The 13,695-nt window shown below is 71.7% G+C and carries 15 protein-coding genes and 1 tRNA gene; 10 read left to right on the top strand and 6 right to left on the bottom strand.

Going from position 1 to position 13,695, the window contains the following annotated elements:
- Positions 1–24: 24 nt before the first annotated feature.
- Genes EDF55_RS15105 through EDF55_RS15095 form a run of 3 tightly spaced genes read right to left on the bottom strand, consistent with a single transcriptional unit; the run spans position 25 to position 2,764 of the window.
- Positions 25–270, bottom strand: coding sequence for a MoaD/ThiS family protein (locus EDF55_RS15105; protein ID WP_123655772.1), 246 nt, complete (start codon positions 268–270; stop codon positions 25–27).
- Positions 267–1,346 carry a GTP 3',8-cyclase MoaA gene (moaA, locus tag EDF55_RS15100; RefSeq protein ID WP_123655771.1) on the bottom strand — a complete coding sequence of 360 codons (1,080 nt, stop codon included), beginning with the start codon at positions 1,344–1,346 and terminating at the stop codon, positions 267–269. Before moaA ends, EDF55_RS15105 begins: the two co-directional genes overlap by 4 nt.
- A complete protein-coding gene (locus EDF55_RS15095; RefSeq protein ID WP_123655770.1) occupies positions 1,343–2,764 on the bottom strand; it encodes a glycosyltransferase family 87 protein in 1,422 nt (473 codons plus the stop codon). Before EDF55_RS15095 ends, moaA begins: the two co-directional genes overlap by 4 nt.
- Positions 2,765–2,821: 57 nt before the next feature.
- On the opposite strand from EDF55_RS15095, the gene EDF55_RS15090 reads away from it, so the two are divergent.
- The 4 genes from EDF55_RS15090 to pheA all read left to right on the top strand — a co-directional run bounded on the left by EDF55_RS15090 (position 2,822) and on the right by pheA (position 6,110).
- Positions 2,822–4,093 carry a molybdopterin-dependent oxidoreductase gene (locus tag EDF55_RS15090; RefSeq protein ID WP_123655769.1) on the top strand — a complete coding sequence of 424 codons (1,272 nt, stop codon included), beginning with the start codon at positions 2,822–2,824 and terminating at the stop codon, positions 4,091–4,093.
- Complete coding sequence (locus EDF55_RS15085; protein WP_123655768.1) at positions 4,090–4,542, top strand: hypothetical protein; 453 nt, start codon at positions 4,090–4,092, stop codon at positions 4,540–4,542. Before EDF55_RS15090 ends, EDF55_RS15085 begins: the two co-directional genes overlap by 4 nt.
- 9 nt (positions 4,543–4,551) lie before the next feature.
- Positions 4,552–5,097, top strand: coding sequence for a MarR family winged helix-turn-helix transcriptional regulator (locus EDF55_RS15080; protein ID WP_123655767.1), 546 nt, complete (start codon positions 4,552–4,554; stop codon positions 5,095–5,097).
- 71 nt (positions 5,098–5,168) lie between these two features.
- Entirely contained in the window at positions 5,169–6,110 is a 942-nt protein-coding gene (pheA, locus tag EDF55_RS15075; protein ID WP_123655766.1) for a prephenate dehydratase, read from the top strand.
- A gap of 169 nt (positions 6,111–6,279) precedes the next feature.
- Here pheA and EDF55_RS15070 read toward each other — a convergent pair whose 3' ends face one another.
- On the bottom strand, positions 6,280–7,350 hold the full coding sequence (locus tag EDF55_RS15070; protein ID WP_123655765.1) for a diacylglycerol kinase family protein: 1,071 nt from the start codon (positions 7,348–7,350) through the stop codon (positions 6,280–6,282).
- Positions 7,351–7,421: 71 nt separating this feature from the next.
- On the opposite strand from EDF55_RS15070, the gene serS reads away from it, so the two are divergent.
- The 4 genes from serS (at position 7,422) to EDF55_RS15050 (ending at position 10,459) form a co-directional block, all read left to right on the top strand.
- Entirely contained in the window at positions 7,422–8,735 is a 1,314-nt protein-coding gene (serS, locus tag EDF55_RS15065; RefSeq protein WP_123655764.1) for a serine--tRNA ligase, read from the top strand.
- Complete coding sequence (locus EDF55_RS15060) at positions 8,732–9,595, top strand: HAD family hydrolase (RefSeq protein ID WP_123655763.1); 864 nt, start codon at positions 8,732–8,734, stop codon at positions 9,593–9,595. The genes serS and EDF55_RS15060 overlap by 4 nt, the downstream gene beginning before the upstream one ends.
- Positions 9,596–9,686: 91 nt before the next feature.
- Positions 9,687–9,771: transfer RNA gene (locus EDF55_RS15055), tRNA-Ser, on the top strand.
- A 37-nt stretch (positions 9,772–9,808) separates the two neighbouring features.
- The gene (locus EDF55_RS15050) at positions 9,809–10,459 is read left to right on the top strand and encodes an SDR family oxidoreductase (protein ID WP_123655762.1); all 651 of its coding nucleotides are present in this window, start codon (positions 9,809–9,811) and stop codon (positions 10,457–10,459) included.
- A gap of 41 nt (positions 10,460–10,500) precedes the next feature.
- On the opposite strand, the gene EDF55_RS15045 is transcribed toward EDF55_RS15050, so the two are convergent.
- Entirely contained in the window at positions 10,501–11,142 is a 642-nt protein-coding gene (locus EDF55_RS15045) for a response regulator transcription factor (protein ID WP_123655761.1), read from the bottom strand.
- Positions 11,139–12,467, bottom strand: coding sequence for a sensor histidine kinase (locus EDF55_RS15040; protein WP_123655760.1), 1,329 nt, complete (start codon positions 12,465–12,467; stop codon positions 11,139–11,141). Before EDF55_RS15040 ends, EDF55_RS15045 begins: the two co-directional genes overlap by 4 nt.
- A 75-nt stretch (positions 12,468–12,542) precedes the next feature.
- On the opposite strand from EDF55_RS15040, the gene EDF55_RS15035 reads away from it, so the two are divergent.
- Both EDF55_RS15035 and EDF55_RS15030 read left to right on the top strand, forming a co-directional pair.
- A complete protein-coding gene (locus EDF55_RS15035) occupies positions 12,543–13,163 on the top strand; it encodes a TetR/AcrR family transcriptional regulator (RefSeq protein WP_185017436.1) in 621 nt (206 codons plus the stop codon).
- Positions 13,164–13,204: 41 nt separating this feature from the next.
- Positions 13,205–13,675 carry a prevent-host-death protein gene (locus EDF55_RS15030; protein ID WP_123655758.1) on the top strand — a complete coding sequence of 157 codons (471 nt, stop codon included), beginning with the start codon at positions 13,205–13,207 and terminating at the stop codon, positions 13,673–13,675.
- Positions 13,676–13,695 lie beyond the last annotated feature (20 nt).

Raw genomic sequence — 13,695 nt, 5'->3', positions numbered from 1 at the left:
GCGATGGGAAGGAACGTACGCGGGTCAGCCGCCGGCGAAGGGGGGCATCACGTCGACCAGGGCGACGCCGTCGAGCGGGGTCGATCGGTCGCGGGTGCTGATGCCGTCGACCAGGTACGAGCACCGTTCCTGCAGCGCTTCCCACCGCAGCGCGTCCTCCGCATCGACCGCACGGAGCGCACCGTCGAGGGTGGCCGCGTCGACGGTCGTCTCGTCGATGCCGACGGCAGCCCTGGCAGCCGCGAAGAACCGCATCGTGGTCATCGTCATCCGCCGATCGCGCTCATGCCGCGGGCCGGGTGCACCATGCCGTCCGCGTCGTCGCCGTGGTCGCGCGGCTTCGCCCACATCGCGAGCCGCCACGCGTCGAGGACCTCGGCATCGGAGGCACCCGCGCGCATCGGGCCGAGGAGGTCCGACTCCTCGTCGGAGAACAGGCAGCTGCGGACGTGCCCCTCGGCCGTGAGACGGGTGCGGGTGCAGTCCGCGCAGAACGACTCCGTCACGCTGGCGATGATGCCGACCGTCCCGAGGTGCGCTCCGGTGGCGCGCGAGGCGACCCGGAAGCGTTCGGCCGGGGCGCCGTCGCGCGGGGCGTCGTCCGGCGTCAGCACGTACTCCGCGCCGAGGATCCCGCGGGTCTCCGCGGCGGTGACCATGGTCGGGCCGTCCCAGGCGTGCCCGGGATCGAGTGGCATCTGCTCGATGAACCGCAGCTCGTGCCCGCGCTCCAGACACCAGGTGAGGAGCTCGGAGGCCAGGTGGTCGTTCACGCCGCGGAGGAGCACCGCGTTCACCTTCACGCCGAGGCCGGCCGCGTCCGCGGCGGCGATGCCGTCGAGCACCCGGTCGAGGAACGGACGCCGGGTCACGGTGGCGAAGACGTCCGGGTCGACGGTGTCGAGCGAGACGTTCACCCGGGTCAGCCCGGCGTCGCGGAGTGCCTGTGCGCGTCCGGCGAGGCCGATCGCGTTGGTGGTCAGCGACACCTCGACCGGGAGCGTCGCGCAGCGGGCGATCACGTCGACGAGGTCCCTGCGGAGGAGCGGCTCCCCGCCCGTGAAGCGGACCTTGCGGATGCCGAGGTGCTCGGCACCGAGGCGGACGAGCCGCTCGATCTCGGCCGCCGTCATCAGGGAGTCACCCGGGATGACCGGCAGCCCCTCCGCGGGCATGCAGTACGTGCAGCGGAGGTTGCAGCGCTCCGTCAGCGAGACCCGGAGGTCGATCGCCCGACGGCCGAAGCGGTCGACCAGCCCGTCGTCGCCGTCGGGCCGTGGCGGGACCGCGGTCGACGAGCGCACGCGCCGCAGCAGCCCGGTCGAGGGGAGTACGACGGCCGTCATGGCAGCGATGATACGTGCAGCCGCCGGTCACGCCCGGGGAGGAGCCGGTCGCGCCACCGCACCCAGTCCGACCGGTCCGTCCGGATCAGGGTGACGACGACGATGACCACGACCGCGGCGGCGAGCCACCAGCGGTAGGCGTCGACCGACGGCCACACCCCGCGGAGGGCGATGGCGAGCGCGACGGACATCCACTCCCAGCGGCCGGAGAGGACCACGAACGGGATGAGCAGAAGCGAGTACCAGGGGTAGCGCGGCGTCACCGCGAGGAACGTCACCCCGATCATCAGCACCTCGCCGGACCAGGGGCGCGACGGGTCGGACAGGCGCCAGGCGAGCACCGCGGCGACCAGGACGAGGAGTCCCACCACGATCGTCCCGGCGTCGCCCTTGACGACGAGCGAGACGAGGGCGAACCGGGAGCCGTCCTCGTAGCCCTCTTCCGTGAGGTAGCCGGGCAGGTACCCGAGCACCTTCGTCCCGGTGACCGCGACGTAGGGGACGTAGAGCAGGCCGAACACCGCGATGCCGACCGGGATCGCCCACCAGTTCCGCCACCGCCCGAGGAGCGGCGGGTAGACGATCGCCGGGATGAGCTTCGCGCAGGTCGCTGCGCCGAGCATGATCCCGCCCCAGATCGGCCGGCCGAACGCGACGAGCACGGCACCGGCGGTGGCGAGGGCGGCGCCGATGACGTCGACGTGCGAGTTCGTCACCGCCTCGGATGCGACGAGCGGCGACCACGCCCAGATCGCTGCCCACCACGCCGGACGGCCGGTGCGGCGGAGGACGGCGAGCAGCCCGACGGTGACGCCGAGCGAGACGACCAGGCCGGCGACCTGGAACGGCCAGTACGTCACCGTGACCGGGACGAACGCGCGGACCAGCGCGAACCAGAGCTCGGCCATCGGCGGGTAGATCGTCGGGACGTCCGGGCGGTTGATCGCCGTGCAGTGCCCGAGCGCGCCGTCGCCGAGCCCCCGGTAGCGGGGCTGGAGCGGGTCGCAGGTGCCGCCGATCTTGTCCGGGAACAGCCACTCCGGACGGAGGGCCGCGAGCGCCTCGGACTGCGGGGTGTGCGCGTACGGGGAGATCCCGGCGTGCTGGACGATGCCGTCCCAGGCGTACCGGGCCGAGTCGGTGCTCGTGTTCGGCGGCCCCGCCAGCGCGGCGAGTCCCACCACGACGGCACCGCCGAGGACGATGATGGTCACCAGTCGCGGTGGCACGAACCGGAGCGCGACGACAGCGATGACGAAGACCGCCCAAGCGATCAGGGTCCACGCAACGAATGGTTGACGATGACCCGACCGGAGGAACCCCAGATGCGTGACGCCGACGGCGATGATGCCCGCGAGGGCCAGCACGCCGACGACGGCGAGCACGGTCGAGAACGGGTGGCCGAGTCGCAGTCGCATGGTCCGTCGAGGCTACCGACGTTCGTCCGGACGGCGTTGCACGACGCGAGGGCCGCGATGGCGTCGCCGAACCGGAACGCCCGTTCCGCCGTCGTCCTCGGGCGCCTGCTCGGCATCGCCTTCCTGATCTGCTTCGGCACCGGGCTCTACAGCCACCTGCTGCAGGACCCGCTGCCCGGGATGCACTTCGCGACCCGGCCGGTCCGGCTCTACCAGTTCACGCAGGGGCTGCACATCACGGCGGGGATCGCGATCATCCCGCTGCTCCTCGCGAAGCTCAACACGGTGATGCCGGCGCTCGCCCAGGACCCGCCCGTCCGCGGGGCACTGCACCTGCTCGAACGGCTCTCCATCGCGGTGTTCGTCTCGGCCGCGATCGTGCAGGTCGGTACCGGACTCGTGAACACGTTCCAGTGGTACCCGTGGCCGTTCCCGTTCCGGCAGGTCCACTTCGCGCTCTCCTTCGTGCTGATCGGGTCGCTGGCGATCCACATCGGGACGAAGCTGCCGATCATCGTGCGGTACTGGCGGGCGCGGGACTCCTACGACGCGGACGGCCGGTTCGTCCACGACGACACCGTCGGCAGCGAACTGCCGGAGTACCACGGCACCGGGACGTACCCGCGGGGGATCACCGGCCGCGTGATGCGCTGGGCCGACGGGGCGGAGCCGCGCCGAGCCTCCAGGCCGTCGCCGTCAGGGTCCTCGGGGGCTGCCGACGGACGACGCGAGCGGATCGCCCGCCGTGGCTTCTTCACCGGTGTCGCCGCGGCGACGGCTGGCGTCGTCGTGCTCACCGCCGGCCAGTCCTCGAAGCTCGCCGAGCCCTTCAACGTGTTCGCGCCCCGCAAGCGCGGGCTCGGCCCGAACGGCCTGCCCGTGAACCGGACCGCGCGCGCGGCCGGGGTGCTCGCGACGGCGACCGCCGCGGACTGGACCCTGACCGTCGCCGGACCCGCCGTGACGCGGACGTTCTCACGCGCCGAGCTCGTCGCCCTCGGCACGGCCGAGGCGGCGCTCCCGATCTCCTGCGTCGAGGGCTGGAGCCAGATGGCCAGGTGGAAGGGCGTCCGGATGCGCGACCTGCTCGCAGCCGTGCAGGCCGACCCGGGGTCGCACGTTCGCGTGACGAGCCTCGAGCGGCACGGCGGCTACCGGATCATGGACATGGGACCGGAGTACGCCTCCGACCCGACGACCCTCGTCGCGCTCGAGCTGAACGGCGCGACGCTCGACCTGGACCACGGGTTCCCCGCACGGATCATCGCGCCCGGACGACCCGGGGTCCTGCAGACGAAGTGGATCGAGCGGATCGAGGTGCTCTCGTGAGGGTCGCCCGGATCGTGCTCGTCGTCCTCGGCGTGCTGGTGCTCGCGTTCGGTGCCTACGTGATGGTCACGACGGTGAAGCCGAACCGGATCGGTGGCCTCGCGACCTGGCTGCTCGGTGCCGTGATCCTGCACGACGCGATCCTGTCGCCGTTCGTCGTGCTCGTCGGCCTCGGGCTCCGTCGTGCCGGACGCGCCCTCCGCGTGTGGGTGCTCGTGGTGGTGCAGGCCGCGGTCGTGCTCGGCAGCGTCCTGGCGCTCGTCGTCATCCCGGAGATCGGGGCGAAGCACCACGGGGCGAAGAACCCGACCGTGGTGCCGTTCGACTACCTCGGGCGACTGCTGGTCGTCGAGGGCGTCCTGCTGGTCGTGGTGGTCGCCGCGCTCGTCGTGGGGTGGCTCACCGCGCGACGCCGATCAGCACTGGTTGAATCGACAACCATTTCGTAGGATGGGGTCATGACCGACGAGACACCCTGGCTGACGCGCGAACAGCTGCGCGCCTGGATGAAGCTCGTCGCCGTCATGGAACTCCTGCCGGCCGCGCTCGACCAGCAGCTCCAGCGCGACGCCGACCTGACGCACTTCGACTACATGGTCATCGCGATGCTCTCCGAGACCGACACCAGGACGCTCCGGATGTCGGCGCTCGCCGCGGCCACCAACGCCTCGCTGCCGCGGTTGTCGCACGTGGTGTCCCGGCTCGAGAAGCGCGGACTCGTCTCCCGGTGCCCGTCCGTCGACGACCGTCGGGCGACCGACGTCCGGCTCACCGACGCCGGGTACGCCACCATCGTCGACGCAGCGCCCGACCACGTCCGGACCGCGCGGAAGTACGTCATCGACGCACTGTCCGACGAGCAGGTCGCGCAGCTCGACGGCATCGCGAAGTCGCTGCTGTCGACGCTCGACCCCGAGGGACGGTTCGCGGCGCTGACGTACCCGCGGGACGCCGACGACGCCGCGATCTGCGAGGCCCGCCTGACGGGGACCGCGGCCGACTGACGGGGGCGCTGCGCGCGTGGGCGCTGCAAGCAGGCGCTGCGCGCGTGGGCGCTTGCAATAGGCTCGGCGGCATGAGCCAGCCCGACGCAGCGTCCGACACGTACAGCTACCTCGGACCCGCCGGCACCTTCACCGAGGCGGCGCTCAAGCTCGTCGAGGCCGCCGCCGGCAAGCCCTGGCGGAGCGTCAACAACGTCGGCGAAGCGCTCGACGACGTCGTCTCCGGCCGCTCGGTCGGCGCGGTGATCGCGATCGAGAACAGCGTCGACGGCGGTGTCAGCGCCACGCAGGACGCCCTCGCCCGGATCCCCGGCGTGCGGATCGTGGGGGAGTACCTGGTCCCGGTCGACTTCGTGCTCGTCGCGCGGCACGGCACCGCGCTCGCCGATGTCCGCACCGTGAACGCGCACCCCGTCGCCTACGCCCAGACCCACCACTGGCTCGAGGCGAACGTCCCCGGCCACGGGCACATCCCCGCGTCATCGAACGTCGCCGCGGCGACCGCGCTGCTCGACACGAACCCCACCGCCGACGCCGCCGTGGCCCCGCCCGGGATCACCGACCACCACGACCTCGTGGTCCTCGCCGACTCCATCGGGGACAACGCCAGCGCGGTCACCCGGTTCGTGCTCGTCTCGAAGACCCTGGCGATCCCGGCACGGACCGGTTCGGACAAGACGAGCGTCATCGTCGAACTCCCCGCCGACCACCCGGGTGCGCTCGTCGACATGCTCGAGCAGTTCGCGACCCGGGGGATCAACATGGGGCTGCTGACCTCACGGCCGATCGGCGACGAGCTCGGGCGGTACCGGTTCGTCATCGACCTGGACGGGCACGTGCTCGACGAGCGGGTGGCCGATGCGCTGCTCGGACTCCGGCGGTTCAGCCCGCGCGTGACGTTCCTCGGGTCGTACCCGCGGGCCGACCGGCAGGAGTCCGAGGTGCCGTTGCGCTACTCGGACGAGGCGTTCGTCGAGGCGCGGGACTGGCTCCGAGCGATCGTGTCGGGCTAGCCCGACCCGGCGTAGCACGCCTCGCCCCGGCGCGCTCCCCCCGCACTGTGCGAGGTTGCGTACTCCGTGCGAGGCGCCGCGGGTCGCACACTGTCCGGAACCTCGCACATTGCGCCCGCGCCCGCGCCCGCGCCCGCGCCCGCGCCCGCGCCCGTGGCGCCGCGCCGCGCTAGCCGCGCTTGCGCCCGCGCGTCGGGGCGTCCGACGGCGCCGGCACCCGCACGCGCAGGGACCCCGGGTCGATGCGCGCCCGGAACGCCGAGATCTCACCGACCGGGTCCCCGTCGATCTCGAACTCGTCGGGCTTCTCGAGGCGCAGCACGAACTCCGAACCGCGGAGGTAGCGCAGCGGCCGTTCCTGCTTGGCGCGCGAGACGATGCGCCGGCCGACGATGGTGTTGCCGAGCGACGAGCGGCGGAACCACCGCAGGATCGCGTTCTCCCAGAAGATGCGCGCGCCGATGCGCACCCATCCGAAGAACCCGCGGGGACGCATCACGACGATGTCGAACACCCCGTCGTCGATCTCCGCCTCGGGCAGCAGCATCGCGTTCGCCTGGAGCATCCCGCAGTTGCCGACGATCACCGAGTGCCCGCGCACGGACTTCGTCGTCGACTCGTCGAGCCGGTACCGGAAGTCGAAGCCGTCGATGTCCCGCAGGGAGCGGAACAGCGAGTCGACGTAGGCGAGCCACCCGACGCGCTTCTTGAGTCCGGGTCGGGTGTTCGCGAGCATCCGGGCGTCGAGCCCGAGGCCGGCCATCACGAGGAAGCCGAACTCCTCCCGCGCGCCGTCCGGTCGTTCCAGCCGGAGCAGCCCGAAGTCGATCGGGCGGTCGTGGCCGGAGAAGATCATGTGCGCGCTCGCACCGAGGTCGTCGAGCGGCAGCCTCATGTTGCGGGCGAGCAGGTTGCCCGTGCCGCTCGGCAGCAGGGCGAGTGCGGCGTCCGAGCCGTGCACCACCTCGGCTACGGCACGGACGGTGCCGTCACCGCCGGCCGCGGCGACCACGTCGGCGCCGGCGTCGAGTGCCGCGCGGGCCATCCCGCCGCCCGGGTCCGCTTCCGTGGTCTCGAACCACAGGGTCTCGTGCCAGCCGGCTTCGCGTTCGTACTTCGCCACCGTCCGCTTCAGTGTGGGGAGGTGCACCTTGACCGGGTTGTAGACGACGGCGGCGGTGCGGTGCTCGGTGGCGAGGGCGTCCGACTGCGCGGGCGCGGTCTCCGAGGGAGATGACATGGATCAACGGTACCGGCGGGGCCTGCCAGCAGCCCGGCTTGGACGCAACGCGGTCTGGCTAAGATGCATGGGTGATTGACCCCCAGCTGCTGCGCGACGATCCCGATGTCATCAAGGCCTCACAGGCTGCGCGCGGCGCCTCCGTGGAGATCGTCGACGACGCGGTCGCCGCGGACGCCGCCCGGCGGAGCGCGATCTCGTCGTTCGAGGCGCTCCGAGCCGAGCAGAACGCATTCGGCAAGACCGTCGCGAAGGCCCCGAAGGACGAGAAGGCCGCGCTCGTGCAGCAGGCCCAGGCCCTCGCCGCGCAGGTGAAGGAAGCCCAGGCGGCCGTCACCGCGTCCGAAGAGACGTTCAACCGGGTCGTCCGCTCGATCCCGAACGTCGTCCTGCCCGGCGTGCCCGAGGGCGGCGAGGACGACTTCGTCACGCTGAAGACCGTCGGCACCAAGCCGGAGTTCGACTTCGAGCCGAAGGACCACGCGGACCTCGGCGAGCTCCTCGACATCATCGACATCCCGCGCGGCGTGAAGGTCTCCGGGTCGCGCTTCTACTTCCTCAAGGGCCTCGGCGCCCGGCTCGAGATCGCGCTCATGTCGCTCGGCCTCGACCGTGCGATCCAGCACGGCTTCACACCGCTGATCACCCCGACGCTGGTGCGCCCCGAGACGATGGCCGGCACCGGCTTCCTCGGCGAGCACGCGGCAGAGGTCTACCGGCTCGAAGCGGACGACCTCTACCTCACCGGCACCAGCGAGGTCGCCCTCGCCGGGTACCACGCCGACGAGATCCTGGCCTTCCCGACCGACGGAAACGGCAACGGCAACGGCAACGAAGCCGACAGTGACGCCGCCGACCGCGCACTCCGCTACGCCGGCTGGTCCACCTGCTACCGCCGTGAAGCCGGCTCCGCGGGCAAGGACAACCGCGGCATCCTCCGCGTGCACCAGTTCAACAAGCTCGAGATGTTCTCCTACGTCCACCCGGACCAGGCGGACGCCGAGCACGAGAAGCTGATGTCGTACCAGGAGTCGATGCTCCAGGACCTCGGGCTGCACTACCGCGTGATCGAGACCGCCGCGGGGGACCTCGGCACGAGCGCCGCGCGCAAGTACGACCTCGAGGCATGGGTCCCGACCCAGGGCACCTTCCGTGAGCTCACTTCCACCTCGAACTGCACCACGTTCCAGGCCCGCCGCCTCGACATCCGCTACCGCACGGAGTCGGGCAAGACCGCGCCGGTCGCCACGCTCAACGGCACGCTCGCGACCACCCGCTGGCTCGTCGCGATCCTCGAGACGCACCAGCAGGCCGACGGCTCGGTCGTCGTGCCCGAGGTGCTCCGTCCGTACCTCGGCGGCGTCGAGGTGATCGAACCCCGATGAGCACCCCGCACGGTGGGCCGTCGACCCACGGCTCCGCGTCGACCACCCGCGTCAAGCGGTGGCTCGTCGCGCTCGACATCGACGGCACCGTGATGCGCGAGGACGGCGTCGTCACCCAGACGACCGTCGACGCGATCCGGGCCGCCGTCGCCGCCGGCCACCAGGTGATGCTCTCGACCGGCCGCAGCGAGGGCATGACCGTGCCCGTGCTGCAGACGCTCGGCATCGAGCCCGAGTACCTGGTCTGCGCGAACGGCGCGGTGACCCTGCGCCGCTCGGATGCTGCGCACGCGATCGACGGCTACGTCCGCGTCCACGTCGAGACCTTCGACCCGACCGACGTGCTGCAGACCATCCGCGGTGCGCTCTCGAATGCGGCGTACGGCGTCGAGTCGCCCGACGGCCACTACCTGCTCTCCGGCGAGTTCCCCGACGACGCGATGACCGCGTCCGGTGACCACGTCGACTTCGACGAACTGCTCGGCGTCGCGGCCACGCGTGTCGTCGTGATCTCCCCGGAGCACGGGCTCGAGGAGTTCCTGGCGATCGTCGACCGGATGGGCCTGCACAAGGTCTCGTACAACGTCGGCTGGACCGCATGGCTCGACATCGCACCCGAGGGCGTGACGAAGGCCACCGCGATGGAACGCGTCCGCGAGTGGCTCGACATCCCGCGCTCCCGCGTCTTCGCCGCCGGCGACGGCCGCAACGACATCGACATGCTGCGCTGGGCGTCGACGTCCGGCCGCGGTGTCGCGATGGGCCAGGCACCCGAAGACGTCGTCGACGCCGCGAGCGAGATCACCGGCGGCGTGACGGACGACGGCCTGGCGGCCGCACTGGACACCCTGCCGCGCTGAGCATGTCCGTCGCGTTGGCGACGCTGCGCGGCCGGGAGGCTCGGCTAGACTCCTCGGGACGCGGTCATGTCTCGCCACGTGGCCGCGTCGTGGAGGGTTGTCCGAGTGGCCGATGGAGCCTGTCTTGAAAACAGGTGGGCAGCGATGTCTCGTGGGTTCGAATCCCACACCCTCCGCACTGGGCTCTGAGGCGCCGGGCGTAGCGTCGGCGCAATGAGCGACATCATCATCTTCGGTGGCCACGGCAAGGTCGCGCTCCTCGCGACGCGCTTCCTCAGCGAGCGCGGCCACCACGTCACGTCCGTCATCCGGAACCCCGACCAGGCCGACGAGATCCGTGCCCACGGCGGTGACCCGGCGGTCGCCGACATCCAGGAGCTGACGCTGTCCGGCTTCGAGGACCTGGTCCGCGGGCAGGACGCCGTGGTGTGGTCCGCCGGCGCCGGCGGGGGATCGGTCGACCGGACCTGGGCGATCGACCGCGATGCGGCGGTGCTGTCCGTGCAGGCGGCGAAGCGCGCGGGCGTCGAGCGCTACGTGATGGTCTCGTGGTCCGGCTCGGTGCTCGACCACGGGGTGCCGCAGGACAACGACTTCTTCGCGTACGCGCAGTCGAAGATGATCGCCGACGCGGTCGTCCGGGACTCCGGGTTGGAGTGGACGATCGTCGCGCCGAGCACCCTGACCGACGACGAGCCGACCGGTGCGATCGACTGGGACGGCGAGGGCGCGAAGGTGACCCGCGGTGACGTCGCGCACGTGATCGCCGACGTGCTCGAGTCGAGCGGCACGGCGGGGAGCACCTACCGCTTCAACAGCGGCGGCACCGCGATCGCCGACTTCCTCCGCGCCGACCAGGCCTGAGCGGGCCCGAGCACCGTGAGCGGGCCGGGCCTCGCCGCTCGTCAGGGGCGGGCGGCGAGGTAGTCCAGCACGGCCAGGACCCGACGGTGGTCTCCCGCCGTCGGGGCCAGGCCGAGCTTGGTGAACAGCGTCGTCACGTGCTTCTCGACGGTGCCGGCGGCGAGGAACATCCGGTCGGCGATGGCGGCGTTCGTGCGTCCCTCCGCCATCAGCTCGAGGACCTCTCGCTCCCGGGCGGACAGCTTCGCGAACCGATCGGCACCACGGTCGATGAGGAGCGCCGCGACCTCCGGGTCGAGCACGAGGCCGCCGGCGGCGACGCGTTGCACGGAGTCGAGGAACGGGCGGATGTCGCCGACGCGTTCCTTGAGCAGGTAGCCGACGCCGGTCGGGGCGACGTCGAGGAGCATCCGCGCCCAGCGGGCCTCGGCGTACTGCGAGAACAGCAGGACACCCACGCGGGGCGAGGCCGCCTTGATCGCGATCGCCGCGTGCACGCCCTCGTCGGTGTGCGTCGGCGGCATCCGGATGTCCATCACGACGACCTCGGGCGCCTCCGCCGCGACGGCCTGGACGGCGGCGTCGCCGGAGTCCACGGCGCGGACCTCGTGGCCGCGTGAGGTGAGGAGCGAGACGAGCCCCTCGCGGAGGATGACGTTGTCGTCGGCGACGAGGATCCTCATGCCGCTGCTCCCGGGAAGCGCAGGGCGATGCGGGTCGGGCCGCCGCTCGGACTGTCGATCGCCAGGGTGCCGTCGACCGTCCGGAGCCGATCGGCCACGCCGGCGAGTCCGGTGCCGCCGGTCTGCGGGTCGAGCGGGACGTGTGCTCCGCCGACGCCGTCGTCCTCGACGGTGACGAGCAGGTCGTTGCCGTCCCGCGCCACGGTGACCGCTGCGCGTGTCGCCCGGGCGTGCTTGGTCACGTTCGTCAGCAACTCCACCACGGTGAAGTAGGCCACGCTCTCGGTGACGGCCGACAGCCGGACCGAGCGGTCGAACTCGACCGACACCGGCAGGGTGGTGCGGGACACGGCGGAGGCGAGTGCAGCCTCCAGGCCTTCGTCGAGTGCGGCAGGGTGGATGCCGCGCGCGATCTCACGGAGCTCCGCGATGGTCTCCTGCGTCGACCGCCGGGCGTTCTCGACGAGCCGGCCGACCTCGGCCGGGTCGCCGCCGCCGTCCAGGCGGTCCTGCGCGTCGCCGAGCGTCATCGCGAGCGCGACGAGCCGTGCCTGGGTGCCGTCGTGCAGGTCCCGCTCCACGCGACGGAGGGTGTCGTCCGCACCACGCACGCTGTCGTCGCGGGACCGGGTGAGCTCGTCGACCCGGCGTTCGGAAGCGGTGCTGCCGAGCAGTGCTCGGACGAGCGCGGCCTGACCGGCGGCGAGCCAACGGTTCAGCGGCGGCCACACGAGGACCAGCAGCAGGAACCCGACCACCGTCGCCACCGCCTGCATCTGCGGGGTGTCGACGAACACGGTGCCGACCTGCAGACCCGAGTGCAGGACGCCGTCCTCGTCCGTGACGGGCGTCAGCCAGTGCGTCCACACCCAGTTCGTCGCGAGGCCGGCGGCGGTGACGAGCACGGTGATCGTCACGATGAACGCGAACAGCGACGTGACGAACGCGATCAGTCCGAAGGCGAGGGCGCGCCAGCTCGGGCCGTGACGGAAGGCGGCGAGGGTCCAGCCGACGATGCCGGCCCGACCATGCGGTGCACTCGGGGCGTCCACCGCCGTGCCGAGCAGCCGGTTCGACAGCGCACGGAACGCCGTGCCGAACCAGGCGTTGCCGCGGAGCAGGAAGGCCGCGACGGGGAGGCCGACCCAGAGCGCGGCGAACGGGATGCCCGCCGAGGGGGTGAGCACGAACCAGGTGAAGCCGGCGATCGAGAGCGGCAGGGCGATCAGGTGGAAGGCGAAGTCGCGCCAGGTCTGCGGGTCCACGATGCCGAGCACGAACGTCCGGCGGTGTCGGTGGAGCGACGGGGCTGCGATCGGGGTCATGAGGACAGCGTGACAGTCCGGACACTCCCAGCGACACCGGGATTTCCCCCGTTCGTGGTCACTACCGTTGGGGGCGTGGTCGACGCGGGTGGGACAGGACGGCGCGCAGCGATCGTCGAGGCCGCGGCGCGGGACTTCGACCGCGACGGGTACGAGACCGCCAGCATCGCCGGGATCGCGCGGGGTGCCGGGGTGAGCCAGGGCGCGCTCCACCGGCTGTTCCCGACGAAGCGGTCCCTCGCGCTCGCGGTCATCGACGAGCAGAACGCCCGGACGTTCGCGGCCATGAGCTCGACCGACCCGTCCCCGATCGCGATGCTCATCCAGGCGTCGCGCGGGATCGCCGACCTGCTCATGAGCGACGTCGTCGTGCGCGCCGGGATCCGGATCTCCCTCGAGCACGGGGTGCTCGCCGGGCAGACGTCGAGCTTCTACGAGCAGTGGATCGCGGGTGTCGTCGACGTCTTCCGCCTCGCGGTCGCGAGCGGGGAGGTACAGACGACTGTGTCCGCGGAGGCGCTCGGCGCGACGCTCGTGCCGTACTTCACCGGGGTGCAGCTCGTGTCGGACGTGCGGTCCGGGCGTGCAGACCTGCTGCCGGCGGTGGGGACGATGTGGGAGGTGCTGATGCACGCGGTGGCCGAGCGTGCGCACCGGGAGCGGTTGCTCGGGGTCGTCTCCGCGACGTTCGGGTGATCCCCTGCTCTTCAGAAGATGTTCTGAAGTAGAGTTGGAGGATGCCGACCACCAAGCCCGTGTCCGCTCGCGTCCGGAGACACTTCCTCTCGTCCGAGCTCTCCCGCAACGCGCGCTCCGTCATGGACGCTGCGGAGTCGGAACCCGTCGAGATCGATCGACGCGACGGGAACCCCCTCGTCCTCATGTCGCAGCACGAAGCCGATGCGAAGGACGTGCTCCTGTCCCTCGCCGCACAGCTCATCGCCGTCGCGATCGACGATGACGACGGGCCGCTCGGGCAGCGCCTGGCGGAACGGTTCGACTGGATGCTCGCGTTGTCGGTCGAGATGCGGGAGACCTGCGCGTCCGCGATCATCCGGGCGGCCCGAGCGTCCTTCTCGACGGGGCAGGCGCACCTCGTCGTCGTCGAGCTCACGGCGTGGAAGGCAACGGCGGAAGCCATCGCCGCCGGGCTCGACCGAGACGAACTCGAGTGGGTCACCGACCCGCAGGCTGTCGAACGTCCGTGACCGTGGGTTCGAAGAAGGCA

Source organism: Curtobacterium sp. ZW137 (assembly GCF_003762905.1).
Taxonomy (GTDB): domain Bacteria; phylum Actinomycetota; class Actinomycetes; order Actinomycetales; family Microbacteriaceae; genus Curtobacterium.
This window is presented reverse-complemented; position numbering and strand designations above follow the sequence as displayed.

Coding starts and splice junctions, on each gene's coding strand:
- EDF55_RS15105 (WP_123655772.1), bottom strand. CDS start 270: ATGACGATGACCACGATGCGGTTCTTCGCGGCTGCCAGGGCTGCCGTC.
- moaA (WP_123655771.1), bottom strand. CDS start 1,346: ATGACGGCCGTCGTACTCCCCTCGACCGGGCTGCTGCGGCGCGTGCGC.
- EDF55_RS15095 (WP_123655770.1), bottom strand. CDS start 2,764: ATGCGACTGCGACTCGGCCACCCGTTCTCGACCGTGCTCGCCGTCGTC.
- EDF55_RS15090 (WP_123655769.1), top strand. CDS start 2,822: ATGGCGTCGCCGAACCGGAACGCCCGTTCCGCCGTCGTCCTCGGGCGC.
- EDF55_RS15080 (WP_123655767.1), top strand. CDS start 4,552: ATGACCGACGAGACACCCTGGCTGACGCGCGAACAGCTGCGCGCCTGG.
- pheA (WP_123655766.1), top strand. CDS start 5,169: ATGAGCCAGCCCGACGCAGCGTCCGACACGTACAGCTACCTCGGACCC.
- EDF55_RS15070 (WP_123655765.1), bottom strand. CDS start 7,350: ATGTCATCTCCCTCGGAGACCGCGCCCGCGCAGTCGGACGCCCTCGCC.
- EDF55_RS15060 (WP_123655763.1), top strand. CDS start 8,732: ATGAGCACCCCGCACGGTGGGCCGTCGACCCACGGCTCCGCGTCGACC.
- EDF55_RS15050 (WP_123655762.1), top strand. CDS start 9,809: ATGAGCGACATCATCATCTTCGGTGGCCACGGCAAGGTCGCGCTCCTC.
- EDF55_RS15045 (WP_123655761.1), bottom strand. CDS start 11,142: ATGAGGATCCTCGTCGCCGACGACAACGTCATCCTCCGCGAGGGGCTC.
- EDF55_RS15040 (WP_123655760.1), bottom strand. CDS start 12,467: ATGACCCCGATCGCAGCCCCGTCGCTCCACCGACACCGCCGGACGTTC.
- EDF55_RS15030 (WP_123655758.1), top strand. CDS start 13,205: ATGCCGACCACCAAGCCCGTGTCCGCTCGCGTCCGGAGACACTTCCTC.